Here is a 23,329-nt window from a genome sequence, read left to right as displayed (position 1 = left end):
GGCGGCCGCAGACGGCGAAGGCATGGTCAGGCCGCCTTGACCTGTTGGCGGAAGGCCAGCGCCGTACTGACGCAGTCCCGGTCCGGTCGGTCCAGGCCGGACAGGTCGGCGAGCGTCCACGCAACGCGCAGGACACGCGAGTAGCCACGGCCGGTCAGCACTCCGCATTCCATGGCCCGGTCCAGGTCCCTGGTGATAGTGGCCGGAAGCCGCAGCTTCCCGGTCAACAGTTCGCCGCTGATCTCCGCGTTCAACCCGATGCCCCACGGCTGCAGCCTCACCCGCTGGGCCGTCCGTGCCACCGCTACCCGGGCGGCGACGGCCGCGCTGTCCTCCCGCCGAGCACCCGCGGCCATCATCCCCACCGTCAGCCGTGGCAGAGTCAGCTGCAGATCGATGCGGTCGGTCAAGGGGTTGGAGAGCTTGCCAAAGTAGCGGCGCCTCTGGTCGGGCGTGCAGGTGCATTCCAAACCCTTGCCCCCGGAGAGCCCGCACGGGCAGGGGTTCGCCGCCATGATGAGCTGGAAGCGTGCCGGGTAGGCTGCGCTGCCCGCCGCCCGGTGTACCACCAGCCGCCCGCTCTCCAGCGGCTGGCGCAACGCGTCGAGCACCTGCCGGTCGTATTCGGGTGCCTCATCCATGAAGAGCACCCCGCGGTGTGCCCGCGAGGCCGCTCCCGGGCGGGGCATGCCGGAGCCGCCCCCGATGATGGAAACCGCCGTTGCCGTGTGGTGCGGGCTCTCGTACGGTGGCCGCCGTACCAGTTCGGTCAGCGGGGCCGCCGTGGCACTCAAGGAGTGGATGGCGGTGACCTCCATGGCATGGTGGTCGGGAAGATCTGGCAGGATGCCCGGCAACCGTTCGGCGAGCATCGTCTTGCCGGCACCGGGCGGGCCGACGAGCAGCAAATGATGGCCGCCCGCAGCCGCGACTTCCAGCGCGGCCCGGGCTTCATGCTGCCCGGCCACGTCCGCCAGGTCGGGGGCGGGCGCCGGAGGAGCTGAGGCCGGCACGGACGGGGCCAACCGCTCTTGCGGGGCGAGATTGAGCCGGTTCGCGTCGGCGCCGAAGGCCATGAGGACCTCAACCAGGTTGCCGAAGCTGCGCACTTGGGCGCCGGGCACCAGCGCGGCCTCGGCGGCGTTGGCGTCGGCAACGACAACATGCGGATACCCGGCATCGACGGCCGCCATCACCGCCGGCAGTACACCCCTGACCGGCCGGAGCCTCCCATCCAGACCCAGCTCGGCCAGGAAGATGTTGCGGCCGCTGGGCCGGACGTCTCCCGCCGCCTGGAGCGAGGCCATCAGGATGGCCAAGTCAAAGCCGGAACCCTTCTTCGGCAACGAAGCGGGGACAAGGTTGACGGTGATCTTCCGCCTGCTGAGCGGGACCCCCGCGTTCTTCGCAGCGGCCTTGATCCGTTCCTTGGCCTCGGTCAGGGCCGCGTCCGGCAGCCCCAGAAGAATAAAAGCCGGGAGGGTTTGGCCGATGTCCGCTTCTACCTCGACGATATGCCCGTTCAGCCCCACCAGCGCCACCGAGAACGTCCGTCCGAGCCCCATCAGCCGACGTCCTTCAGGTACTCGATCACGGGCCAACGCGCCTGTCCGTAGAGCACCGCGACGGCGTCTAACTCGCCCTTCGAGCTACGCCAGTTTCGGTCGATCACGCCCAGGCCAGCGCGGGACAGGTATGCGAGGGCCATCTCGTCACCGCGCCGCCTGAGTTCGTCCTTCGCTCTCATGCCTCCAGCGTGACGCGGCCTTACTCTGTGAGCAGGCCGAGGCACACGGATGTGGACTGCTTCGTCAAGGGGCCGTTCTGTGGAGGAAAGGAGACGCCACACAAACTTGATGCTGGGCCCGCCGATTCCCTAGCCCAGGCTTGGCGGCGGGCTCGGCGGATATCGTGCGCAACATTCACCGACAGTTGGTCGGCAACATGGGGCGTTCTCAATTTCCACCGACGGCATCTCGCCGCTGCCAGAACTCCATGTGGGCAACCTAATCGTACTTGGCAGTCGAGACCGCGACGTCACCGTTGGAAGCAAGAGTCCCCTGCTGAGCAAGGTCCTCGAGGCAGCCCTCAAGCAGACTGAAGAATGAAAAGCTGGCCACTACGAAGTCAGGCGGCAGTGCAAACTTTGCACCATCGATAATGGGGATACATAGAGCGCGCGAGTCGCAATACTTTCCGCAGGCCCCTGACCATCCTTTGCAAGGACCTTCGCACGTAACCTCTCGAAGAAACGCGACCTGTGCTACTGAAACTGCTCGAAGAAGAAGTACCTAAGATTCGTCTTCACTCATTGCGGATAGCTTTCCCCCTGCGCTTTAAGCTCGTCGTCCATACGGAAAATACTTAGGCAGGCCCATCGATGGCTCAGGTGACTTCTTCAGCTCGAAAGATCTCTCGTCCCGAAACATACCGCCAGATCACATGGTCTAACTTCCTTGGCTCAGTAGGAAACCGGAGAGCGGTCTCTCTGATCAACTCGGCGATCTCCACAGGGGTGAGGCGTTCTCGTTCCAAACCAGCGTGTTCCTCCACGAACCGGATGATCATACGGTCAGGCTTCACCGACTGGAAGCCCGACAGAATGAGGAAGTAGTTGAACGTGACGCCGGACGATTGACTCGGGAGCTTCAGCCAGGCCTTCTTCACACGTTCCAGTGAAACGTCCCTTGCCCTCTCTGCGTACAGCGCGGAACGGGTTGTGACATCCAAGGACCTCAGCATTTGGGCCGCTTGGCGGATAACCTCAGCCTTCAATACGGCATTGGGTTTCGTATGCGCTGGTTTGTGGTTGTCCACCATGTCCGCCCAACCACCGCTGCCGCCTAGCTCCTCGAAGGTTTGCAATAGCTCGACAACGCCATCGTGATAGGCATTAGCACCCTGGGCCTCCCGGTGTGCCCTGTACTTGTTCACCACGTTTATGACGCTCTGGTAATGCGAGCCCGTGGAGTAGATGGAATCGATGACAGCGAGAGCCAGGCTGTGCGAGTAACCGTCGGCTGTGATCCACCGAGTCTGGTCCTCAAAAAGCTCGCGGCACTTTTGGGCCAGAATGTCAGCTTCAGCGCTGCGGGCATACGTCATAGCCGCACTTTAGCAGCGAGTCCGGAGTGCAACAGTCATTGCCTTCCCACCCTGCTGACGTGTCCCCTAAGCTTCGGCAGCGGCTATTCATTGATGCAGCAGCGTGGTGTGCCAGAGGCTTAGCGCTTCATTCCAAATCACCCCGCGATGCGCGCTCATGAGGCGGCCCCGGGACTGGGCAGTCTGGAGTCGCCTCCGATGATCGAGACGGCCGTCGCCGTTTCGTGCGGCCCTAGGGAAGTGCGCGTAAGTCGAGGTGCCTTGCCTATCAATCCACGGCAGCCGGACTATTCGAAAGTGCCCGCCCTCGCCAAGGCGCCGCTTGCCGTCATATCTCCCTGATGCAGCGTTCTTGCGTGCTGAAGCGCAACTAACCCCTTTCATTACTTTCATGTTTTCGCATAAACCGTTGCTCGTCGCCTAATCTGATGGAACCTCGCATCCGTCTCTAAGAGGAGCACATTTGAGAATTCCACATCGCCTGGTCCCTGTCGCTCTTGTCGGCATGCTCGGCCTCACTGCCTGCGGCGGTGCCAAGGACGAACACGGCTTCGCCGAGATCGCGACAGCCCCTAACGACGTCTCCGTCTTCGTCTCGCCCCCTGAGGTGACCGAGGATTACGACTACGGCGGCGAGTTGCTCGAGTTCGATATAACCGTCCTGAACGGCTATGAGACGTCGATCAAAGCCAAGCCTTACAGCTTCCCGGAAGTCCTCTACGGCGATGACGCGAAGAAAGTACACAGCAGCCCCGACATGACGTTCGCAACCTTACCTTCCGGGCAAACGGAGAAAATCCGCGTCAGCTATGGCATACCAGCCGGGAAGCGCGGCGACGTCCGCGTTACGTTCGACGTCGAGGACTTCGACAAGCCAGTCGTCTTTACTGGCGTCGTCAAATAGCCCCCAGCCCTGTTAAACCCATCATTACTCGACCAATCCGACCAGAAGAACGAGGCCTCCCTCAGAGCCCTGCCTGAGGTCCGCTGCGGCGCCGAGGGCGTGCCAGCCGAGCACGCCAACGACGAGAAACGTCAGGTTGGATTCGCTCTCTGCGATCCTGCTCGGCGAGAAAGGAGCAGGCAACCATCGACTAGGGCATCCCGAAGGCGGCCGCGACGAGGTCCGCGTGAAAATCGATGGGCTCGATTTCCTGAGCGACGCAGCTATTTGAAAGGCTCGTTCTAGTAGCCCGACCTGGAGAGGCCCTCAGCCCTGACCGGCTGGGTGCTTTTCTGTCGTTTCGAAAAGGTCAATTGGCAAACAAGGACTGTCCGATGTCCGCTTCTACCTCGACGATGTGCGCGTTCAGCCCCACCAGCGCCACCGAGAACGTCCGTCCGAGTCCCATCAACCGACGTCCTTCAGGTACTCGATCACGGGCCAACGCGCCTGTCCGTAGAGCACCGCGACGGCGTCCACCCTCATCGCCGTACCGGCCATGCCGTGGTCGAGCAGCCACTGGTGCCCCAGGAAGTGGAGACGGCGGACTTTCGCGTCGGTGATGGCTTCAAAGGGGTGGCCATAGTCGGTGCTGCGCCGGGTCTTGACCTCGGAGACCACGATGGTCGCCCCGTCCACGGAGACGATGTCCAGTTCGCCGTCGGGGCTGCGCCAGTTTCGGTCGATCACACGCTGGCCGGCGCCGGAAAGATAGGACGCGGCCATTTCCTCACCGCGTCGGCCCAGTTCGTCTTTCGCTCTCATGCCCTTCAGCCTGGCGGCGGGCAGGGGAAGGCAGCTTCACAAAACCCCATGATGTGGAGAGCCCACTACTGACGGCGGCCTGTGCAGGACAGGGCACAGCCTCCGTTAGGCTAAGAAGTGATGCGCAGCACAGTCTGGCCTGCGCTCCATATCAGCCACCGGATCAGCCTCTCGGCGCGCGCACGCGGGCGCCGGCATGCTGCAACGTACAGGAACGGTTCGGGGACCAGGAAGGACTCGCAGTGAGGATAACTGTCGTCGGAGCCGGCGCGTGGGGATTGCCGGCAGCGGCCGAATTGGCCGGCCGCGGCCATCAGGTCACCCTGATTGACCGCTTCGGCGTATCCAACCCCCTGTCGTCCTCGTACGGGCCGACCCGCATGTGGCGTATTGCCGACCCGGATCCCGGCCGGGTCCGGCTGTCCAGGCTGGGGCTGGAGGCCATGAAGCGGCTCTCGAGCAGGGCCGGGACACCCGTTTTCCTCCAAAAGGGCCTGCTGTGGCGCGACTCGATGTCGCTGCCACGCCTGCGGTCGACCCTTCTCGCCGAAGAGGTGCCCTTCGAGGAGGTCGACGCGAACGACGTTGGAGAGTTCCTGCCCGGCTTGAGGCCGGACGGCCGGGACGCCATCTGGCAGCGGGACGCCGGCGTGGTCCTGGCCGAGGTGAGCCTGCAGGCGCAGTTTCGGCTGTTTTCCGCGGCGGGCGGCACCTTCCTGCACGGGGTAACGGTCTCGGAGGTTTCGGCAGCTTCGGGAACCGTCAGCGCTTCCCTCTCCGACAGCAGGCGCGTCGATGCGGACGTGTTGGTGATTGCGGCCGGTCCGGGGAGCGGCGCCTTGCTCGCACAGCTTGGGTTGCCCGCGCCGCTTCGACCGTACCTGGAGCAGGTGGTCCACTTCGGCACCGCGGCACGCCGGGGCGCCACCGAGGACTACCCCTGCTTCTTCGACGGCCCCACGGACGAGGCGCCGGGCATCTACGCCATGAGCAGCCCGGGCATAGGCTACAAGGTCGGCCTGGACAGTCCGCTGCGGCACTACACCGAGGGGGACGCCGACAGGTCCCCGGATGAGGTGCGCACCGGCATCATCCGCGAGCGGGTGCGCCGCGACTTGTTGTCGCTGGACCCTGATGTGCTCGATGCACAGGTCTGCGTGTGGACCGACACCCCCGACGGCAGGTTCGTCGTCGATTCGCCGATCCCCGGCGTCGTCGTTGCCTGCGGGGATGCCGGCGAGGGCTTCAAGTACTCGGCGCTGATGGGCATCATTGTCGCCGACCTGGCCGAGGACAAGCAGCCCGAGGCTGACATCAGCCCCTTTCGGTTGGGCCGCTTCGAAGGCGCGGACAGCGCCGACTGGGGTGTTCCGACCGCGCTGGGCCGCTGACCGGGCGGTCGGAACACCGCAGCACACTCGGTGGAGCAGGTCAGGCCTCGACCGGCAAGCCGGCCGCTAACTGCGCAGCCGCTCCCCTTTCGGATCGTAGAACGGGCGACGTGAGACCGTGGCCGCGACGAGCCTGCCCCTGCATTCGACCGTGAACCTCCCGGAGAGGTCCGCGTCCGCGGCGACCGAGGCGAGCCCGACGGCGCGTCCCAGCGTGTAGCCGTAGCTGCCGCTGGTCATGCGGCCCACCGGCACGCCGTCGCAGAACACGGTCTCGTCGTGCACGAACAATGGCTCCGGGTCCTCCAGCGCCACATACACGGTCCGGTACGCGGGCGCCGCCGGATCCAGCTTCGCCACCGCGTCCCGGCCCACGAAGCCGCCCGGCTTGTCCAGCGCCACGGTGAAGCCGAGTCCTGCCGAGTACGGGTCGTCGGCGGGCCCGATGTCATGCCCGAGATGGCGGAAACCCTTCTCGCTGCGCAACGAGTCGAGGGCGTGGTAGCCGGCCAGCCGTACGCCGAGGTCCTGCCCGGCCTCCCACAATGCGTCGAACACGTTGAGGGCCGTGTCCGCGCCCGGGTACAGCTCGTAGCCGAGTTCGCCGACAAAGCTCACCCGCAGGGCGTAGGCGAAACCGTCCGCAACCTCCACGTTCCGTCCCTCCGTGTAGGCCTGGGCCTCGTCCGACCAGTCCTCGGGCGAAACCCGACGGAGCAGTTCCCGGCTCTTCGGTCCCATGACGCCGATCGTCGCCAGACCGGCCGTCGCATCGAAGACCGCGGCCGCCTTGCCCTGCGCCAACCGCCGCAGGTACCCCAGCGTCTTGTCCTGGCTGAAGGCGGGCGTCACCACGAGGAACCGGTCTTCCGCCAGCCTGGTGACGGTGCCGTCCAGCTCAATCCCCCCGGCCTCGTTGAGCATCAGGGTGTAGACGGCCTTGCCGACGCGGACGTCGACGTCCGCCGTGCAGGCCTGCTGACAGACCGCCAGCGCGTCCGGACCTGCCACTTCGATCTTCGCGAAGGAGCTCAGGTCGAACAGCACCACCCCTTCCCGTGCGCCACGGTGCTCCTCGCCGACACGGTCGAACCAGTTCTGCCGGCCGTAGCTGTACTCATACTGCGGCGCGGTCCCGGGGTCGCCGTACCAGTTCGCCCGCTCCCAGCCGTTGAGCTCCCCGAAGCAGGCGCCGAGTTCGGCGAGCCGGACGTGCAGCGGCGAGCGCCGCACATTCCGGGCCGTGGCCGGCTGCAGCTGCGGCCAGTGCATGGCGTAGAGGCGTCCCAGCCCCTCCCGGGTCCGGGCATGGAGGTAGCGCCGGTTGCTCTGGTGCCGCGAGAACCGCTGCACGTCCACCGCGGCCGCATCGAAGCCGGGTGATCCGGAGATCACCCATTCGGCCAGTTCCCGGCCGGCGCCGGGGGCGAAAATGATGCCCTGGGAGTTGAAGCCGGCAGCGACAAAGAGGTTGCGCACCTCGGACGTCTCCCCGAGGACGAAGTTGGAATCGGGGGTGAAGCTCTCCGGGGCGTTGAGGAATCGGTCGTATTGGCTCCGCGCCAGTGCCGGCACCGCCGCCTCGGCCTTGCCGCGGATGGTCGCAAAATGTTCCCAGTCGGGCTCAAACTCCGCGAAGCCGCCCCTGCCGATCCCGCTCACCGGCCGCGGCAACCCGTCCGGCTCGAAGGCGCCGACCAGCAGCCGCCCCGACTCGTGCCGGATGTAATAGCTGTTATCCAGGTCCCGGAAGACCGGCAGCCCGGGCACGGCGCCGTCGATCTCCCCGGTCCGCACGTGCACGTGCTCGGCGGCATACAGCGGCACATGCGCCCCGGCGGTCGCGGCGAGGTCGCGCGTCCACAGCCCGCAGGCGAGGATCACCCGTTCGGCCTCTATGGTCCCCTGATCCGTGACGACGCCCGTCACCCCGCCCCGGCTGTGGCGGAGGCCGGTCACGGACACGTTTTCGCGCAGGGCGGCGCCGAGCCCGTGGGCGAGCTTGGCGAAGGACAGCGCCGCGTAGCCGGGGTTGATGTGCCCGTCGTCCGGCAGGTAGAGCGCGCCGAGCACGCCGTCGGTCCGGGCCAGCGGCCACAGCCGGCCCAGCCCGGCCGCATCCAGGATCTCCGCCTCGGTGCCGTTGTGGCGGGCCACGTCGCAGGCGTAGTGCATCTCATCCACCCGTCCGGCGGTCCGCGCCACCATCACCGAGCCGGATGGCTGGAACGAGACGTCGAGCCCGGAGCGTTCTTCGAGCGTGCCGTAGGTCTCGAGGCCGTATTTGGCCAGCTTGGTCATCGCCGTCGTCGTCCTCCCGCCGGTCACGAGGCCTGCCGCGTGCCACGTGGTGCCGCTGCCCAGGACGTTGGCTTCGAGCAGGAGGACGTCCGTCTCCCCCGAGGCCGCCAGGTGATACGCGATGCTGGCCCCGATGATTCCCCCGCCCACGACGACGGTGCGCGCCCGGGCGGGCAGCGGCCCGCGGGCCTCTTCGGTGAAGGCGGACGCGCTGATGGTGCGGTCTACGAGCCGGTCCATGGGTTTCCTCGCTTCTGTTGGCGGCAGGTCACGGGCCCGGCGCGCGGTCGCCCGGGGCTGGGGCTCCCGGCCCGCTGTCCTTCGCGTTAATAATGAATTATTGTGAACGGTATCACAGCACATCGAAGGGAAAACATGACCCCCGTTGCCGCCCCCGGCCCCGCACTGTCCATCGAGGATCAGCCGCGGCGCCAGCTCATCCTCGAGGCGGCGGAACGCCTTCTGGCCGCCCGCGGATTTGACGCAATCCGCCTGCGGGACATCTCCACGGAGGCCGGGATCTCCATCGGAATGATCCAGCACTACTTCCCCAGCCGGGACGCCGTGGTCCGCGACATGCTGGTCGCCGCGTGTGAGCGCAGGGCAACGGAGTGGCAGCTGCCCGCACTGCGGCAGGAGGACCCGGCCGCGAAGATCCGGGCGCTCCTCGTCGGCGCGGTCACGGATCCGGAACACTGCACCGTGTGGCTGGAATCCTGCGCGGCCGCCAGCAGGCACGGGGAGGTGCAACCCGTTGTGCTGCACACCAACACCCTGTGGCGGAAGGCGCTGGCCGCAGCGATTGCCGCAGGCACGGACGCCGGCCGCTTCACCCCCGCGATCCCGGTGGAACAGATCGTGGACACCCTGGTCGCACTCATCGACGGCCTGATCATGGCCGTGGCCACGAAGGACCCCAAAATCACGCCGGACTACATCGAGTCGCTGCTGCTGGCTGCGGCACGCCTTCAGCTCGGCGCCGACCTCGGCGAGTGAGCGACCCAAGGACGCCTACGGTGTTCCGGAGCCGGTCCGAGACGCGGCTCACAAAAAGATCGGTGAAACGCTTGTTTCGGCTGAACACCCGGGCTAAGGTCTACTAAACACAGTGATAAGTGAGATAGATCACTCCGTTAGGGAAGACTAAAGGAGGTGTTCGATGAGCGGTGCAGCGGATAACGAGCAGCCGATCGGCCAGCGCATTCGTGCGGCCCGGGAACTGCGGAGCATCTCGCTGCGCAGCCTGGCTCAGCTGACCGGCGTCAGCTCGGGTTTCCTGAGCCAGCTGGAAAACGCGCACTCGAACGCCAGCGTCGCCACGCTCAAGAAAATCGCGGAAGCCCTCGGAACGACGACGGCGGAGCTGATCGACGGCACCAGGCCCGAGGGCCGCGTGCTGCGCAAGGCCGACCGGCCTGTTTTCCATGCCGGCGACGGCCTCAACAAATACCTGCTCACCGGCTCCCCGCAGCGGAATCTGGAGGTCTACACCGGCGAGCTCGACGTGCACGGCGGGACCGGCGAGGAGCTGTACGCCCACGGAAATGCGCAGGAGGTCCTCGTCTGCCTGAAGGGGCGGGTGGAGGTCCGCCTCTCCGGCGAGTCACATGTCCTGGAAGGCGGGGACAGCGTCGAGTACCTCTCGTCCACGCCGCACGGCCTTCGGAACCTGGCCCACGGCGCGTCCGAGGTCATGTGGATCATCAGCCCTCCAACCATCTAAGGCAGCCGGTCCGGACGATTCGACAGCCGCTTCCGCACTCAGCGTTCCACACGAAAGAGGAGAAATAATGTCAGCAGTTACCACATCCCGCCGCCGGCGGGCCGTCCCGGTCGGAATGGCGGCAGCAGTTGCCCTGCTCGTGTCGGCCTGCGGCGGCGGGGGCAGTGCCGCCTCCGCCGACATCGACCTGGGCACCGGTCCCGCGGAGGCCGGCACGGTCAAGCCCGGAGCCTTGGACGGCCTCAACATGACCTTTGCCTCGTACGGCGGGCTGTACCAGGACGGACAGATGGCGGCGGCAGTGACGCCGTTCGCCGAGGAGTCCGGGGCGAACATCTTGTCCGATGGGCCCATGGAGTACGCAAAAATCCAGGCACAGGTGGAGTCGAACAACGTGACGTGGGACGTCGTCGACACCGATTCGAACTGGGCGGCCGGACAGTGCGGGAAGCTCCTGCAGAAACTGGACTTCTCGATCATCGACACGTCCAACGTCCCGGAGGGCCTGACCAGCGACTGCTACGTGCCCGCCATGCAGTACGCCACGGTCATGGTGTACAACACCGAAAAGTTCAGCAACGCACCGCAAAGCTGGGCCGATTTCTTCGATACCGAAAAGTTTCCCGGCAAGCGGGCCGTCCAGGGCGCCGACGTCGGAGGCGGCCTCCTGGAGGGCGCCCTGATCGCCGACGGCGTGGCCGAGGAAGACCTGTACCCGCTCGACGTCGAGCGGGCGCTGAAGAAGGTGGACACCATCAAGGACAGCCTCGTGTATTGGACCACGGGCGCCCAGTCGCAGCAGATGCTTGAGGCCGAGGAAGTGGACATGGCCCTGATCTGGTCCGGCCGCGCCTACGGAGCCGTGGAAAACGGCGCCCCGTTCGAGCCGGTCTGGGAGACCGGCGTCGTGGTCATGGATGTCCTGGCCGTTCCCACGAACGCGAAGAACCCGAAGGCCTCGATGGCCCTGATCAACTACGCGCTCGGCAAGGAACAGCAGGAGAAGCTCACGGAAGAAACCTCGTATTCCCCGGTCCACGTGGACGCCAAGCCGGCGGTGAATGAAAACGGCAAGAAGTTCCTGATCACCGAGCCGGAGATCGCCGACAAGGTCCTGGTCTCCGACTTCGCATGGTGGGGCGAGAACTACGCCTCGACCCTGGAACGCTGGACGGCCTGGGTCTCCTAATGAGCAATGCAGTCAAAGACCCCGTCCGGCCGGCAGACCCGGCCGGCCGGACGGGGAATGGCGAGGCCGGCGCGTCCCCGGCGGCCGGAAGGCGCCCGCGGCTGAGTCCGCTGTTGTTGTTGCTCCCGGCGCTGGCGCTGATGGCCGGCGTGTTCGCCTATCCGCTGGCCGAGGCCATGTGGCGCAGCGTGGCCGACCCCTTGCCCGGCACGCAGAACTACGAGTGGTTTGCCGCCAACGCCGGCAACTGGGCCGTGCTCGGCCGGACCCTGTGGGTCGCGCTGCTGTCCGCGGCCATCTGCCTGGTGCTGGCGTACCCGTATGCGTACTTCATGGTGATTTCGAGCCCGAAGGTGCGCGCCGCGCTGGTGGTCATTGTACTCATACCGTTCTGGACGTCGCTGATGATCCGCAGCTTCGCGTGGATCATCCTGCTGCAGGACAACGGCCTGATCAACGGCATGCTCGGGTTCCTGGGGCTGGGGCCGTTCGAGCTGATCCGCAACACCACCGGCGTCCTGATCGGCATGGTCCAGGTGCTGCTGCCGTTCATGGTGCTGCCGCTGTATGCGTCGATGCGGAACGTGGACCTGCGGCTGCTGCAGGCCTCCAGCAGCCTGGGCGCCGCGCCCTTCGTCTCCTTCACCCGGATCTTCATGCCGCTGGCCATGCCCGGCGTGGTGTCCGGCTCCCTGCTGGTTTTCATCCAGGCGCTCGGCTTCTACATCACCCCGGCGCTGCTCGGTTCGCCGTCCGAGATGCTGATCTCGCAATACATCTACGTGCAGGTCAACGGCCAGCTCCAGTGGGGTCGCGGCAGCGTACTGGGCGTCATCCTGCTTCTTGCGACGCTGCTGCTGCTGGGCCTGCTGGCGCTGCTGCTGCGCAAGAGCAAACGTGCCGCCGGTGACGAAGGAGGACTGCTGTGAAACATTCCGTGCTGACCCGGTCACTGCTGCTGGTCTATGCGGGCCTGGTGGCCGCCATCTTGATCGCGCCGACCTCGATCGTCATCCCGCTCAGTTTCACGGACAAGGCCTCGCTGAGTTTCCCGCCGTCGGGCTGGTCGCTGCGCTGGTATGAGAATTTCTTCACCGACCGGGCGTGGATGTCCGCCCTCGGCAATTCAATACTGATCGCCGTCATCGTTGCCGTCGCGGCGACCGTCATCGGCACCGCGGCGTCGATGGGCCTGCAAAAGTTTGTCCGGCGCCGGGCTGCCAAGACGCTGCAGGCACTGCTGCTGGCCCCGATCGTGGTGCCGGCGATCATCCTCGCCATCGGCGTCTACGCGATCTTCCTGCGGCTGCAGATGCTGGGCACCCTGACCGGCTTCGTGCTCGCCCACACGGTCCTGGCCGTGCCGTTCGTGGTGGTCTCCGTCACGGCGGCCCTCAGCGGTTTCGATCAGCGGCTGGCGACGGCGGCCGCCAGCCTGGGCGCGAACCGGTGGTCCACGTTCCTGAGGGTCATCCTGCCGTCCATCCTGCCCGGCGTCGTTTCGGGCGCGCTCTTCGCCTTCGTGACCTCGTTCGACGAGGTCGTGCTGTCCATCTTTATTAAAAGTCCGTACTTGGAAACGCTGCCCGTCAAGATGTATTCGTCCGTCACCAGGGACACGGACCCGACCATCGCGGCCGCAGCAACCTTGATCATGCTCTTGACGACAATCATCATTGCCGTCGGGCTGCTCAGTATGCGTAGGAGGAAACGTGTCCAGTAAGCTCACCGGGGCCGGCACCCGGATCGACATCCAGAATGTCACCAAGCGCTATGCCAAATCCACCGCCGTGGACGACGTCTCGCTGAGCATCGAGCCGGGTGAATTCATCACCCTGCTGGGCCCGTCCGGCAGCGGCAAGACGACCACGCTGAACCTCGTGGCCGGCTTCACGGACCTGACCAGCGGCTCGATCGAAATCGACGGCCAGCGCGTGGACAACGTGCCGGCGCACAAGCGCGGGCTCGGCGTCGTTTTCCAGCACTACGCCCTGTTCCCGCACATGAGCGTCGCCGAGAACATCGCGTTTCCGCTGCAGCAGCGCAAGACCCCCAAGTCCGAACAGCAGACGCTGATTGCCGAGGCACTCAAGACCGTCGGCCTGTCCGGCTATGAGGACCGCTACCCGCGCGAACTCTCCGGCGGCCAACAGCAGCGCGTCGCCTTCGCCCGCGCCATGGTCTTCAACCCCCGGGCGCTGCTCATGGACGAGCCGCTGGGCGCGCTGGACAAGAACCTGCGCGAGAAGCTGCAACTGGAGATCAAGCGGATCCACCAGGAAGTCGGCCGCACCTTCGTCTTCGTCACCCATGACCAGGAAGAAGCCCTGATCCTCAGCGACCGCATCGCCATCTTCAACAACGGCAGGATCGAGCAGGTCGGTACGAGCGCCGAGCTTTACGAGCGCCCCTCCAGCCTGTTCGTGGCCAAGTTCATGGGCGAGTCCACCATCTTCCGTGCCGACGTCGATACGGCCGGCCCGGAGTGGTCCATGGACTTCCACGGGGCCAGGCTCCGCGGCCCCGCCGGCCGGAACGTCTCCGGCAAGGGCGCCCTGGTCCTGCGGCCCGAGCAGTTGCGCGTCGCCCCGAAGGCAGAGGAAGTCCCCGGCGGCGCCGTCACCGTCCCGGTCAAGGTGGTCCAGAACATCTATCTGGGCTCCGGCCACAAGTACGAACTGCAGCTGCCCGACGGCTCGACCGGCATCGTCCGCACCCCGCTGTCCGAAAGCAACGGCCTGCGGCCCGGGGACGACGCCGTCGTCTACTGGTCCGCCCGGGACGGCGTGCTGCTCGAAGACTCCGACCTCGTCTCCACGACCTAGGAAACCCCACCATGAGCAAAAAACTGATTAACGAGACGGCCTCGACGGTCAACGGCAAGGTCTCCTTCTGGTTTGCCGAGGACGGGCTGCCCGCGCCCCGGCCGGCCCTGGCCGGCGACACGACGGCCGATGTCGCCATTGTCGGCGCCGGCTACACCGGGCTGTGGACGGCGTACTACCTCAAGAAGGCCCGGCCGGAGCTGGACATCGTCGTGCTCGAGAGCCGCTTCGCCGGCTTCGGCGCCTCGGGCCGCAACGGCGGCTGGTTGACCAACAGCATCACCGGCGGCCGCGGCCAGTACGTCAAGGCGCACGGCCGTGCGCTGGTGGGCCGGTTCCAGACGCTGCTGAACGAGACGGTGGACGAGGTCATCGCGGTCACCGGCGCGGAGGGCATCGACGCCGGTGTCCGCAAGGGCGGCGAGCTGAATGTGGCCCGCAACCCGGCCCAGCTGGAACGGCTCAAGGCCCTGGCCGCGGCCGAGGCCGAGTGGCCCGAGGCCGGCGTCCGCCTGCTGAGCGCGGCCGAAAGCAACGAACGGGTCCGGATTGCCGGCACGCTTGGCGCCGTCCACCAGCCGCACTGCGCCCGGATCCATCCGTCCAAGCTGGTGCGCGGCCTGGCGGAAAGGGTGGAAGCGCTCGGCGTGCGCATCTACGAGGACACCACCGTCACCGAGATCAGCCCCCGGCTGGCGCGGACGGAGAAGGGTGACGTCCGGGCCGAGTACATTCTGCGGGCGACGGAGGGTTTCACCGCGAACCTGAAGGGCTCGCACCGCGAATGGCTGCCGATGAATTCGTCGATGATCGCCACCGAGCCCCTCGGCGACGACGTCTGGGCGGCGATCGGGTGGAACGAGTTCGACACCGTGGGCGACATGGCGCACGCCTACATGTACGCCCAGCGCACGGCCGATAACCGGATTGCGCTCGGCGGGCGCGGTGTACCCTACCGGTTTGGCTCCAAGACGGACACGGACGGGGCCACCCAGCCCGAGACCATCCAGAACCTGGCCGCGATCCTGCACGACATGTTCCCGGCCACCCGCGGCGCACGGATCGACCATGCCTGGGCCGGTGTGCTGGGTGTCCCGCGGGACTGGAAGGCCACCGTCGGGCTGGACCGGGAGACCGGCATCGGCTGGGCCGGCGGGTATGTCGGCACCGGCGTGACCGCGACAAACCTGGCCGGCCGGACGCTGCGGGACCTGGTCCTGGACACGGAGAGCGAACTGACCACCATGCCGTGGGTGAACCGCCGGGTGCGCACCTGGGAAGTGGAACCCCTGCGCTGGATTGCCGTCCAGGCCATGTACGCGGCGTACTACGCCGCGGACAAGTCGGAAAACTCCGGCCGCACCTCAACCTCCCCGATCGCCAAGGCCGCAGACCTTATCTCCGGCCGCGCCTGAAGTACTCCGCGCTGGTCGGGCGGCGCGACCATGCCCTGCCCGACCAGCGCGCTCGCCTGATGAAAGGATCAACCATGTCCATTGACACCATTCACCTGCCGGCGGCACCCCACGTCACGCTGGGAACACCCGAGCCCAAGCCCACGGCGGTCACCAAGGGCCAGCACGAGGCATCGCGGGAGCTCTGGAGCGCGGACAGCCTCAACGTGGGTATCTGGGAGTGCTCCCCCGGTTTGTTCACCGCGGTGCGGGACGGCTACCACGAGGTCTGCCAGATCCTGGCCGGGCGGGTAACCATCACCGCCGAGGGGCAGAATCCGGTGGAAGCGGCCGCCGGCGACACCGTCGTCATGCCCGCCGGTTGGAAGGGCACGTGGGAAGTCCACGACACCGTCCGCAAGACCTACATCACCTTGGACGGGGTCGGCGGCCAGTAGCCGGTCAGCCGCCGAGCCCGCCCTTGGGCAGGGTGAGGTCGTCGTTCTTGGCCAGTTCCTCGACGTTGACGTCCTTGAACGTGATCACGCGGACGGATTTCACGAACCGGGCGGAACGGTAGACGTCCCACACCCATGCGTCCTGCAGGGTCAGGTCGAAGTAGATCTCGCCGTCGGCAGAGCGCGCCTGCAGATCCACGTGGTTGGCCAGGTAGAAGCGGCGCTCGGTCTCCACGACGTAGCTGAACAGGCCGGCGACATCGCGGTACTCCCGGTAGAGCTGCAGCTCCATGTCGGTCTCGTAGTTCTCAAGGTCTTCGGCGCTCATGTATCCATCCTGCCCCAGATTGCCCCGCGGCGTTTACTCCGCGAGTTCGACGGCGAGCATCAGCGGTTCCTCGGGGGTCAGCCGCCAGCTTCGGCGGTGCAGCTCCGAGGGACCGATGCCCTGCAGGGCGGCGCGGTGCGCGGCGGTGGCGTAGCCCTTGTTGATGTCCCAGGCGTAGTCCGGATAGTCCGCGGCGTAGCCGGTCATCATCGCGTCGCGCTCCACCTTCGCCAGCACGCTGGCCGCGGCCACGCTGAGGCACTGCAGGTCCGCCTTGATCCTGGTCCGGACCGGCGCGTCGCAGCCGGGCTGCGCGACGTCGTCGAAAAGCGACGGCTCCCCCGCCGACAGCCAGTCGTGGTTGCCATCGAGGATCACGATGTCCGGACGCGCGGTGGCCAGCACCTGGCCCCAGGCCCGCGCGCCGGCCAGCCGCAGGGCCGCCATCAGGCCCAGCGCATCGATTTCGGCCGCGCTGGCATGCCCCACACCGTAGGCCGTCGCCCACTTGTGGATCTTGGGCACCAGGGCCACCCGGTCCGCCGGGCTGAGCAGTTTGCTGTCGCGGACGCCGCGGATTTGCTTGGCCGAGGTCGCGTCGATGGCCACCATCCCTACGCTGACCGGTCCGGCGAGGGCCCCGCGGCCCACTTCGTCCGCGCCGGCGACCAGCCGGTGGCCGGCCTCCGCGAAGGACCGCTCGAAGCGCAGCGTGGGGTTCCTGCCGGTCACGGTGTCCCGTCCTGCCGGGCCAAGGCCGGCTTCCCGCTGCCGGAGGCTTCGGACGGTTCCGGGACGCCGTCGAAGACCTCGGGGTAATTGCCCAGGAAGCCCAGCCGGTCCAGCGGCCAGGCGATGACGCTGGCCTTGCCCTCGACGGACTCGAGGTCCACGAAGCCCCTCGACGCCTCGTCCTGGTGTTCGCGCGAGTCCGCGGAATGGTTCCGGTTATCGCCCATGACCCAGATTTTACCCTCGGGCACCGTCACGTCGAAGGGAATCCGGGTGTTGTCCGAGCCCGGCGCCAGGTAGGGATCCTCGTCCAGCGGCTCCCCGTTGACCGAGATGCGGCCGTCGGCGTCGCAACAGACCACCTGGTCACCGCCGAGGCCAATAACGCGCTTGACCAGGTGCTGCTGGGACGCATCCGGCATCAGCCCGACGAAGGTGAGGATCTGCTGGAACCAGTTGCCTTCCTCCACCCCGTTCGGCGGCAGCCAGTTGAGCTCGTCCTGGAAAACCACCACGTCGCCGCGGCTGAGCTCAAACGGCTGCGGGACCAGCAGGTTCACGAAGATCCGGTCGTCGACCTCGAGCGTGTCCTCCATCGAGGTGGACGGGATGAAGAAGGCGCGGAAGAGGAAGGTCTTGATCAGGAAAGAAAGGACGACGGCGACCGCGACGATCGTGGCGATTTCCTTCAGCCACGACAACAGGGAGTTCCGGCCGGCGCTCTTGCGGTCGCTCTGCCGTTCGCGCTGGCGTTCGCGCTTCCGCGGCCCGGAGGCATCCGGCTGGTACCCGCCAGTGTCCTTCGGGTCCTGGTCCATACTCACTATCCTCGCTTCTCCGCTGGCTGGGCATCCAACTGTATCCGGTCCAGCCCGGACACCCGGTCGAGCGGCCAGATGATGCTCAGCGGGCGGCCAATGACGCGCTCAACGGGGACCATGCCGCCGCCCGGCGCGCCGAGGAGGGCCCGCGAATCGGCCGAGGCCGACCGGTGGTCCCCCATCAGCCACAATCTATCCTTGGGCACCTGGACCGAGAACTCCACCTCGCTGGGCGCGTCGCCGGGAAAGAGGTAATCCTCCTCGATCGGCTCGCCGTTGACCAGCAGCCGCCCATCCGGGCCGCAGCACTCGACCGAGTCGCCCGGCAGGCCGATCACGCGCTTCACGTAGATGGTGTCGCTGCCGGCGATGCCCAGCCACTGGCCGGCCTGCTGCGCGGCGTCCACGAACGGGGACCTGCCGCTGTTGAAGGGCGCGAACGAGCCCCGCCCGTCGAAGACCACCAGGTCGCCCCGCCGGATCCCGCCGAAGTGGTAGTCGGTGCGGGACACCAGGACACGGTCGCCGGTCTCCAGCAGCGGCTCCATCGAGCCGGACGGGATGTAGTAGACGTCCAGCAGCGTGGCGCGCACGACGGCGCTGAGCACCACGGCGCAGGCGACGACGGCCAACACAAAACGCCAGCCCGGAAGTCCGGGCCGGCGTCTTGGTTGTTCCCCCGAGGCTTCGGGGGAACCAGGGAGGTGCTGCACTGGTTAGGTCAAGAAGTTGCCGGTGGGCAACTTTACTTGGCGGTGCCGAAGTCGCGCTTCTCCTTGATGCGGGCAGCCTTGCCGTGGCGCTTGCGCATGTAGTACAGCTTGGCGCGGCGCACGTCGCCCTTGGTCACGACCTCGATGTGGTCGATGATCGGGGAGTGTACCGGGAAGGTACGCTCCACGCCCACGCCGAAGGAAACCTTGCGGACGGTGAAGGTTTCGCGGACACCATGGCCCTGGCGGCCCATGACGAAACCCTGGAAAACCTGGATACGGGCGGTCTTGCCTTCGATGATGTTCACGTGCACCTTGACGGTGTCGCCGGCGCGGAACTCGGGAACGTCGCTGCGCAGCGATGCTGCGTCAACAGAGTCGAGGATATGCATTTCTCACTCCTGGTGAACGCCACAGGTCATTCACTTTGGTCACGGCAGGACGGTCAGGCGATGCCTGCAACAGTCGCTGCCGAAATTCAAGAAACCGGCCATCCGGGAATCGGCGGCCGGAGAGTCCGGCTGTTGGCGACGCTCCCCCTGTGGCAGGAACGTGCCCAGCGGACACAATCCTCTATTTTGCCACACGGCAGGGCCCAAGCTCTAATTCCGCCGCGGCTGAAGCTCCGGGTGGGGCGATTCCGGCAGGACCCGCTCGGGCGTGACGGTGTAGCCGAGTCCGGCCAGCGTAGCGCGGTCCTGCTTGTCCAGGGTCTCCGGATCCAGGGCCAGGACCAGGTCCGGGCGGCGCTCGGCGGTGCGGCGCAGCTGTTCGTCGCGGCGGTGCCGGGCAATCTTGGCGTGGTTGCCGCTGAGCAGCACGTCCGGGATACCGCGGCCGCGCCACTCGGAGGGTTTGGTGTAGACCGGATACTCCAGCAGCCCGTCCGAGTGGGACTCCTCCACCAGCGAGTCGGGGTTGCCGACGACGCCGGGGACCAGCCGGCCCACGGCCTCGACCATCGCCAGAACGGCCACCTCTCCCCCGTTGAGCACGTAGTCGCCGAGGCTGACCGGGCGGACCCGGAAATGCCCGCCCGCCCAGTCGAGGACGCGCTCGTCGATGCCTTCGTAGCGGCCGCAAGCGAACACCAGGTGGTCCTCGGCGGCCAGCTCGTAGGCGAGGGCCTGGTTGAAGACCTCGCCGGCCGGGGACGGGACGATCAGGACGGGTCGGGCGGCGGCCGGTTCGGGGACCGTATCCGCCGCGGGATCCGGGGGCGCCGGCAGCTCTTCGCCGGAGCCCGCGGCAACGACCGACTCGAGCGCCTGCGCCCACGGTTCGGGCTTCATGACCATGCCGGCGCCGCCGCCGTACGGGGTGTCGTCGACGGTGCGGTGGCGGTCGGTGGTGAAGCCGCGCAGGTCGTGGACCTGCAACTGCAGCAACCCGTCCTGGCGCGCCTTGCCGATCAGCGACAGATCCAGCGCGGCCAGGTACTCCGGGAAGATGCTGACGACGTCGATGCGCACCTAGCGCTCCCCCTCGCCGTCGTCGGGGGTCTCCTGCGCATCCGGCGAGTTCAGCTCGAACAGCCCGGCCGGCGGCGTGAGCCGGACAAAGCCCGCCTCCACGTCCACCTCCGGCACGATCTCCTCGACGAACGGAACGAGGACTTCGCCGCCGTTCAGGTCCTCCACGACCAGCAGGTCCTGGGCGGGCATGGTGTTCAGGCCGGAGACCTTGCCGACCACGTCTTCCCCGATGCGCACGTCGAGGCCGACGAGCTCGTGCTCGTACCAGGCGTCGTCGTCGTCCTCGACGTCCTCGGTGTCGACGAAGAGCCTGGCGCCGCGGAGTTCTTCGGCGCCGTTGCGGTCGGCGACTTCATGGAAACCCAGCAGCAGGATGTCCTTGTTCCAGCGGGCACTGCGCACCGTCAGCGGCCCCAGGCCGGCCGGCTCCACGGTCAGCTCGACGTCGGGGACGAAGCGATCGGCCGGGGCGTCGGTCAGCACCTGGACCGTGACCTCGCCCCGGATGCCGTGCGGCTTGCCGATCCGGGCAACTTGTACCTGCATGCAGACTCCTTTGGAAGAAAAACGTCCGGCCCCTGGACCATTATCTGGTACAGGGGCCGGAGGTTATGGAATGGGTGCCCGGCTCAAGCCGGGCAGGCGCCGATCCGGATCAGCGGCGGCGGTCGGTATCGACCACATCCACGCGGACCTGGTCATCGGCCAAGGCGTTCACCACGGTGCGCAGTGCGCGGGCGGTGCGGCCCTGGCGGCCGATGACGCGGCCCAGATCCTCCGGATGAACACGCACCTCGATGATGTCACCGCGGCGGTTGCTCTTCTGCGTGACCTTGACGTCGTCAGGACTGTCAACGATCCCGCGGACCAGATGATCGAGCGCTTCGGCCAGCATTACTCAGCCTTTTCGGCTTCGTCTGCGGCTGCTTCCTCGGCCGGAGCCTCGGCAGCTTCTTCCTTCTTGGCCTTCGGGGTGATGGCCTCGGGGACGATCACGGAATCCTTCTCGGGAGCCACGAAGGCTTCCTTGGCAGCCTTGGTCTTGAGGGTGCCTTCCTGGCCCTCAATGCCCTTGTGCTTCTGCCAGTCGCCCGTGATCTTGAGCAGAACTTCGGCCTGCTCGGTCGGCTGGGCGCCGACGCCGAGCCAGTACTGGGCACGCTCGGAGTTGATCTCGATGAACGAGGGCTCTTCGGTCGGGTGGTACTGCCCGATCTCTTCGATGGCACGGCCATCGCGCTTGGCGCGGGCATCCATGACAACGACGCGGTAGTGGGCAGAGAACTTCTTACCGAAGCGCTTAAGGCGAATCTTTACGGCCACTGTTGTGGTCACTCCTGGTTCTGAAAATGGGCGAACCCGTATGTCTGCTCCCGTGGGGCGGGCCATGGTTGGGGTTCAAAGGACAAGATACACACGCGGAGAGAGGGGCCGCGCAGATCGAGTACCTGTCTATTGTGCCAGACAGGAACCAATCCGCGCGACTTGACGACGGCGGCGCGTTGCCACCGGTTCGGCGGCAGGCACTTCAGGCCGCCTGCCCCAAGAAATGTCAGGCTTCGGCGGTCGTGGACCAGACGTAGAGCTGCTGGCGTTCGGCCTGCTCCGCCTGCGACGCCAGCTGTGCGATCCGGCGCACGTTGTCTTCGGCGATGGCGCCGCTGAACGGCATGTCCTCTTCGGCGGCCCACCGCGAGGCGACCTCCGGGATCAGGGAGGCACCGTCGTCGTCGGTGTAGGTCAGCAGTTCGGCCAGCGACTGGACCATGGCATCCGGGGCCACCATCAGGTAGTCGCTGGAGACGTCGGCCATGTCCAGCGCCTCGCCGCCGGCGGCGCCGACGGCCTTGGCAGCCAGGCCGCCGAGGATTTCGATCTCCAGGTCGGTGACTCCGTTCAGGCGGAGGCTGGGCGCATCCCCCACCTCGGCCATCGGCCCGTCGGTATCCCCGCGGGAGTCGACGCTGGCCTCGAGCTCGGCGGCGCGCCGGACGGCGGCATCGTGGGTGGCGACGAAGATTTCGGTGGTTCCGGACATCTGCAGGTCCTTCCGCGGCTAGACCGAGTGGTACCTCTTCAGCCTAGCCGCACCGGGCGGGATTCCGCCTTAGCCGACGGCGACGCGCAGCTGGTTGCGCCACGGGTCCTCGAAGCGCAGCTCGGCACCGGTGTGGTGGTGGGCGATGCCGGCGCTGGTGAGGCGTTCGGTCAGGGCGCCGACCTCGTCCTCGGTCGGCACGTGGATCAGCACCTCGCCCAGACCGAGCGTGTCCTTGCGCGGCCCGGCCCCGCGGCTGTTCCAGACGTTCATGGCCATGTGGTGGTGGTAGCCGCCGGCGGCGACGAACAGTGCCTGGCCGTGCCAGCCGGCGGTGCGTTCGAAGCCGAGGGTCTTCACGTAGAACTCCTCGGCGACGTTGGTGTCGCCGACCTGCAGGTGCACGTGACCGATTCCGGCGCCGGCCTCGCGCTGGCTGGAGAGCGACTCCTCGGTCAGGTGGCTCTGCAGGTAGGTCTGGGGGTTGAGGGCCAGGCTGTCCATGTGGACCTCCTTGCCGCCGGCGGTCTCGTTCCAGGACCACTGGTCGCGCGGGCGGTCCCAGTAGAGCTCGATGCCGTTGCCCTCCGGGTCGGTGAAGTAGAACGCCTCGCTGACCAGGTGGTCGGCGCTGCCGGCGAACCGGGAGGGGTCGGTCTGCGCCGCGGTGGCCACGGTGGCGGCCAGGTCCGACTGGTTCTCGAACAGGAAGGCGGTGTGGAACAGGCCGGCCTCGCCGCGGGACGGAAGCTGCAGCCCGTTGGCCGGGGCCAGGTGGAGCAGCGGCGTGGTGCCGCGGCCCAGGTAAACCCCGCCGAGTCCCTCGGAGACCGGGTCCAGCCCCAGCGCCTGCTGGTAGTAGTTGGTCATGTTCTTCATGTCGCCGACCTTGAGCATCACGGTGCCCATGCTGAGGTCGGCCGAGAGCAGGTCCTGGGGGTTTACTTGAATGTTCATGCAATTAACAATACTTGAAGCTTCACGTTTATTCCAGTCCGAGCGCGTGCCGGTGTATCCGTGGTCAGCGGCGGCGCCGGTAGGCCAGGTAGCTGCCCAGCGCCACGTCTCCGGCCGCCTGCAACACCAGCCCCAGCGCGCCGGCCCGCAGGAACCGGGAGTTTGCGGGCC

26 protein-coding genes are annotated in these 23,329 nt (G+C 66.9%); 10 read left to right on the top strand and 16 right to left on the bottom strand.

Annotation, left to right across the window (positions count from 1 at the left end):
* Positions 1–26 precede the first annotated feature (26 nt).
* From AC5RV2_RS03780 to AC5RV2_RS03770, 3 genes are all read right to left on the bottom strand, one after another.
* On the bottom strand, positions 27–1,565 hold the full coding sequence (locus AC5RV2_RS03780) for a YifB family Mg chelatase-like AAA ATPase (RefSeq protein WP_494091242.1): 1,539 nt from the start codon (positions 1,563–1,565) through the stop codon (positions 27–29).
* A complete protein-coding gene (locus tag AC5RV2_RS03775) occupies positions 1,565–1,747 on the bottom strand; it encodes a YraN family protein (RefSeq protein WP_494091241.1) in 183 nt (60 codons plus the stop codon). The genes AC5RV2_RS03780 and AC5RV2_RS03775 overlap by 1 nt, the downstream gene beginning before the upstream one ends.
* Before the next feature lie 638 nt (positions 1,748–2,385).
* A complete protein-coding gene (locus AC5RV2_RS03770) occupies positions 2,386–3,105 on the bottom strand; it encodes a DUF8548 family protein (protein WP_494091240.1) in 720 nt (239 codons plus the stop codon).
* A gap of 505 nt (positions 3,106–3,610) precedes the next feature.
* Here AC5RV2_RS03770 and AC5RV2_RS03765 point away from each other — a divergent pair.
* Positions 3,611–4,009: a hypothetical protein gene (locus AC5RV2_RS03765; RefSeq protein WP_494091239.1), complete on the top strand. Its 399-nt coding sequence runs from the start codon at positions 3,611–3,613 to the stop codon at positions 4,007–4,009.
* A 447-nt stretch (positions 4,010–4,456) separates the two neighbouring features.
* Here AC5RV2_RS03765 and AC5RV2_RS03760 read toward each other — a convergent pair whose 3' ends face one another.
* Entirely contained in the window at positions 4,457–4,813 is a 357-nt protein-coding gene (locus AC5RV2_RS03760) for a YraN family protein (protein WP_494091238.1), read from the bottom strand.
* A gap of 242 nt (positions 4,814–5,055) precedes the next feature.
* Between AC5RV2_RS03760 and AC5RV2_RS03755 the strand changes: the two genes are divergently transcribed.
* Positions 5,056–6,204, top strand: a complete 1,149-nt coding sequence (locus AC5RV2_RS03755; protein ID WP_494091237.1) for an FAD-dependent oxidoreductase — start codon at positions 5,056–5,058, stop codon at positions 6,202–6,204.
* Between the two features lie 66 nt (positions 6,205–6,270).
* Here AC5RV2_RS03755 and AC5RV2_RS03750 read toward each other — a convergent pair whose 3' ends face one another.
* Positions 6,271–8,745: a GcvT family protein gene (locus tag AC5RV2_RS03750; protein WP_494091236.1), complete on the bottom strand. Its 2,475-nt coding sequence runs from the start codon at positions 8,743–8,745 to the stop codon at positions 6,271–6,273.
* Positions 8,746–8,880: 135 nt separating this feature from the next.
* Between AC5RV2_RS03750 and AC5RV2_RS03745 the strand changes: the two genes are divergently transcribed.
* The 8 genes from AC5RV2_RS03745 to AC5RV2_RS03710 all read left to right on the top strand — a co-directional run bounded on the left by AC5RV2_RS03745 (position 8,881) and on the right by AC5RV2_RS03710 (position 16,094).
* A complete protein-coding gene (locus AC5RV2_RS03745; RefSeq protein ID WP_494091235.1) occupies positions 8,881–9,501 on the top strand; it encodes a TetR/AcrR family transcriptional regulator in 621 nt (206 codons plus the stop codon).
* 163 nt (positions 9,502–9,664) lie between these two features.
* Positions 9,665–10,228: a helix-turn-helix domain-containing protein gene (locus AC5RV2_RS03740; RefSeq protein WP_494091234.1), complete on the top strand. Its 564-nt coding sequence runs from the start codon at positions 9,665–9,667 to the stop codon at positions 10,226–10,228.
* Between the two features lie 67 nt (positions 10,229–10,295).
* Entirely contained in the window at positions 10,296–11,417 is a 1,122-nt protein-coding gene (locus AC5RV2_RS03735) for an ABC transporter substrate-binding protein (protein ID WP_494091233.1), read from the top strand.
* Entirely contained in the window at positions 11,417–12,346 is a 930-nt protein-coding gene (locus AC5RV2_RS03730; RefSeq protein WP_494091232.1) for an ABC transporter permease, read from the top strand. The genes AC5RV2_RS03735 and AC5RV2_RS03730 overlap by 1 nt, the downstream gene beginning before the upstream one ends.
* The gene (locus AC5RV2_RS03725) at positions 12,343–13,140 is read left to right on the top strand and encodes an ABC transporter permease (protein WP_494067019.1); all 798 of its coding nucleotides are present in this window, start codon (positions 12,343–12,345) and stop codon (positions 13,138–13,140) included. The genes AC5RV2_RS03730 and AC5RV2_RS03725 overlap by 4 nt, the downstream gene beginning before the upstream one ends.
* Positions 13,130–14,242 carry an ABC transporter ATP-binding protein gene (locus tag AC5RV2_RS03720; RefSeq protein WP_494091231.1) on the top strand — a complete coding sequence of 371 codons (1,113 nt, stop codon included), beginning with the start codon at positions 13,130–13,132 and terminating at the stop codon, positions 14,240–14,242. The genes AC5RV2_RS03725 and AC5RV2_RS03720 overlap by 11 nt, the downstream gene beginning before the upstream one ends.
* A gap of 11 nt (positions 14,243–14,253) precedes the next feature.
* Positions 14,254–15,657, top strand: a complete 1,404-nt coding sequence (locus AC5RV2_RS03715; RefSeq protein WP_494091230.1) for an NAD(P)/FAD-dependent oxidoreductase — start codon at positions 14,254–14,256, stop codon at positions 15,655–15,657.
* Positions 15,658–15,731: 74 nt separating this feature from the next.
* Positions 15,732–16,094, top strand: a complete 363-nt coding sequence (locus tag AC5RV2_RS03710) for a cupin domain-containing protein (protein ID WP_494091229.1) — start codon at positions 15,732–15,734, stop codon at positions 16,092–16,094.
* 4 nt (positions 16,095–16,098) lie between these two features.
* Here AC5RV2_RS03710 and AC5RV2_RS03705 read toward each other — a convergent pair whose 3' ends face one another.
* The 11 genes from AC5RV2_RS03705 to AC5RV2_RS03655 form a co-directional block, all read right to left on the bottom strand.
* Entirely contained in the window at positions 16,099–16,422 is a 324-nt protein-coding gene (locus AC5RV2_RS03705; RefSeq protein WP_493999960.1) for a DUF2469 domain-containing protein, read from the bottom strand.
* A gap of 33 nt (positions 16,423–16,455) precedes the next feature.
* Positions 16,456–17,154 (bottom strand): ribonuclease HII, encoded by a 699-nt coding sequence (gene rnhB / locus AC5RV2_RS03700; protein WP_494091228.1) that lies wholly within the window; start codon positions 17,152–17,154, stop codon positions 16,456–16,458.
* A complete protein-coding gene (gene lepB, locus AC5RV2_RS03695; RefSeq protein WP_494091227.1) occupies positions 17,151–17,972 on the bottom strand; it encodes a signal peptidase I in 822 nt (273 codons plus the stop codon). Before lepB (AC5RV2_RS03695) ends, rnhB begins: the two co-directional genes overlap by 4 nt.
* Before the next feature lie 5 nt (positions 17,973–17,977).
* Entirely contained in the window at positions 17,978–18,607 is a 630-nt protein-coding gene (gene lepB / locus AC5RV2_RS03690; RefSeq protein ID WP_494091226.1) for a signal peptidase I, read from the bottom strand.
* A 113-nt stretch (positions 18,608–18,720) separates the two neighbouring features.
* Positions 18,721–19,080, bottom strand: a complete 360-nt coding sequence (gene rplS / locus AC5RV2_RS03685; RefSeq protein ID WP_493941266.1) for a 50S ribosomal protein L19 — start codon at positions 19,078–19,080, stop codon at positions 18,721–18,723.
* A 210-nt stretch (positions 19,081–19,290) separates the two neighbouring features.
* On the bottom strand, positions 19,291–20,160 hold the full coding sequence (gene trmD, locus AC5RV2_RS03680; protein ID WP_494091225.1) for a tRNA (guanosine(37)-N1)-methyltransferase TrmD: 870 nt from the start codon (positions 20,158–20,160) through the stop codon (positions 19,291–19,293).
* Positions 20,161–20,709 (bottom strand): ribosome maturation factor RimM, encoded by a 549-nt coding sequence (rimM, locus tag AC5RV2_RS03675; RefSeq protein ID WP_494091224.1) that lies wholly within the window; start codon positions 20,707–20,709, stop codon positions 20,161–20,163.
* 109 nt (positions 20,710–20,818) lie between these two features.
* Positions 20,819–21,058, bottom strand: coding sequence for an RNA-binding protein (locus tag AC5RV2_RS03670; protein WP_493977361.1), 240 nt, complete (start codon positions 21,056–21,058; stop codon positions 20,819–20,821).
* Complete coding sequence (gene rpsP / locus AC5RV2_RS03665) at positions 21,058–21,486, bottom strand: 30S ribosomal protein S16 (protein ID WP_494067028.1); 429 nt, start codon at positions 21,484–21,486, stop codon at positions 21,058–21,060. The genes AC5RV2_RS03670 and rpsP overlap by 1 nt, the downstream gene beginning before the upstream one ends.
* A gap of 229 nt (positions 21,487–21,715) precedes the next feature.
* Complete coding sequence (locus AC5RV2_RS03660; RefSeq protein WP_494091223.1) at positions 21,716–22,201, bottom strand: hypothetical protein; 486 nt, start codon at positions 22,199–22,201, stop codon at positions 21,716–21,718.
* Between the two features lie 69 nt (positions 22,202–22,270).
* Positions 22,271–23,158 (bottom strand): VOC family protein, encoded by an 888-nt coding sequence (locus tag AC5RV2_RS03655; protein ID WP_494091222.1) that lies wholly within the window; start codon positions 23,156–23,158, stop codon positions 22,271–22,273.
* Between the last annotated feature and the right edge of the window lie 171 nt (positions 23,159–23,329).

It is taken from the genome of Arthrobacter sp. Y3225116 (assembly GCF_059091245.1).
This window is presented reverse-complemented; position numbering and strand designations above follow the sequence as displayed.

Bases quoted from the DNA above. Each gene is read 5' to 3' on its own strand.
- AC5RV2_RS03780 (WP_494091242.1), bottom strand. From the start codon at position 1,565: ATGGGGCTCGGACGGACGTTCTCGGTGGCGCTGGTGGGGCTGAACGGG.
- AC5RV2_RS03775 (WP_494091241.1), bottom strand. From the start codon at position 1,747: ATGAGAGCGAAGGACGAACTCAGGCGGCGCGGTGACGAGATGGCCCTC.
- AC5RV2_RS03770 (WP_494091240.1), bottom strand. From the start codon at position 3,105: ATGACGTATGCCCGCAGCGCTGAAGCTGACATTCTGGCCCAAAAGTGC.
- AC5RV2_RS03765 (WP_494091239.1), top strand. From the start codon at position 3,611: ATGCTCGGCCTCACTGCCTGCGGCGGTGCCAAGGACGAACACGGCTTC.
- AC5RV2_RS03760 (WP_494091238.1), bottom strand. From the start codon at position 4,813: ATGAGAGCGAAAGACGAACTGGGCCGACGCGGTGAGGAAATGGCCGCG.
- AC5RV2_RS03750 (WP_494091236.1), bottom strand. From the start codon at position 8,745: ATGGACCGGCTCGTAGACCGCACCATCAGCGCGTCCGCCTTCACCGAA.
- AC5RV2_RS03745 (WP_494091235.1), top strand. From the start codon at position 8,881: ATGACCCCCGTTGCCGCCCCCGGCCCCGCACTGTCCATCGAGGATCAG.
- AC5RV2_RS03740 (WP_494091234.1), top strand. From the start codon at position 9,665: ATGAGCGGTGCAGCGGATAACGAGCAGCCGATCGGCCAGCGCATTCGT.
- AC5RV2_RS03735 (WP_494091233.1), top strand. From the start codon at position 10,296: ATGTCAGCAGTTACCACATCCCGCCGCCGGCGGGCCGTCCCGGTCGGA.
- AC5RV2_RS03730 (WP_494091232.1), top strand. From the start codon at position 11,417: ATGAGCAATGCAGTCAAAGACCCCGTCCGGCCGGCAGACCCGGCCGGC.
- AC5RV2_RS03715 (WP_494091230.1), top strand. From the start codon at position 14,254: ATGAGCAAAAAACTGATTAACGAGACGGCCTCGACGGTCAACGGCAAG.
- AC5RV2_RS03710 (WP_494091229.1), top strand. From the start codon at position 15,732: ATGTCCATTGACACCATTCACCTGCCGGCGGCACCCCACGTCACGCTG.
- AC5RV2_RS03705 (WP_493999960.1), bottom strand. From the start codon at position 16,422: ATGAGCGCCGAAGACCTTGAGAACTACGAGACCGACATGGAGCTGCAG.
- lepB (WP_494091227.1), bottom strand. From the start codon at position 17,972: ATGGACCAGGACCCGAAGGACACTGGCGGGTACCAGCCGGATGCCTCC.
- rplS (WP_493941266.1), bottom strand. From the start codon at position 19,080: ATGCATATCCTCGACTCTGTTGACGCAGCATCGCTGCGCAGCGACGTT.
- rimM (WP_494091224.1), bottom strand. From the start codon at position 20,709: ATGCAGGTACAAGTTGCCCGGATCGGCAAGCCGCACGGCATCCGGGGC.
- AC5RV2_RS03670 (WP_493977361.1), bottom strand. From the start codon at position 21,058: ATGCTGGCCGAAGCGCTCGATCATCTGGTCCGCGGGATCGTTGACAGT.
- AC5RV2_RS03660 (WP_494091223.1), bottom strand. From the start codon at position 22,201: ATGTCCGGAACCACCGAAATCTTCGTCGCCACCCACGATGCCGCCGTC.
- AC5RV2_RS03655 (WP_494091222.1), bottom strand. From the start codon at position 23,158: ATGAACATTCAAGTAAACCCCCAGGACCTGCTCTCGGCCGACCTCAGC.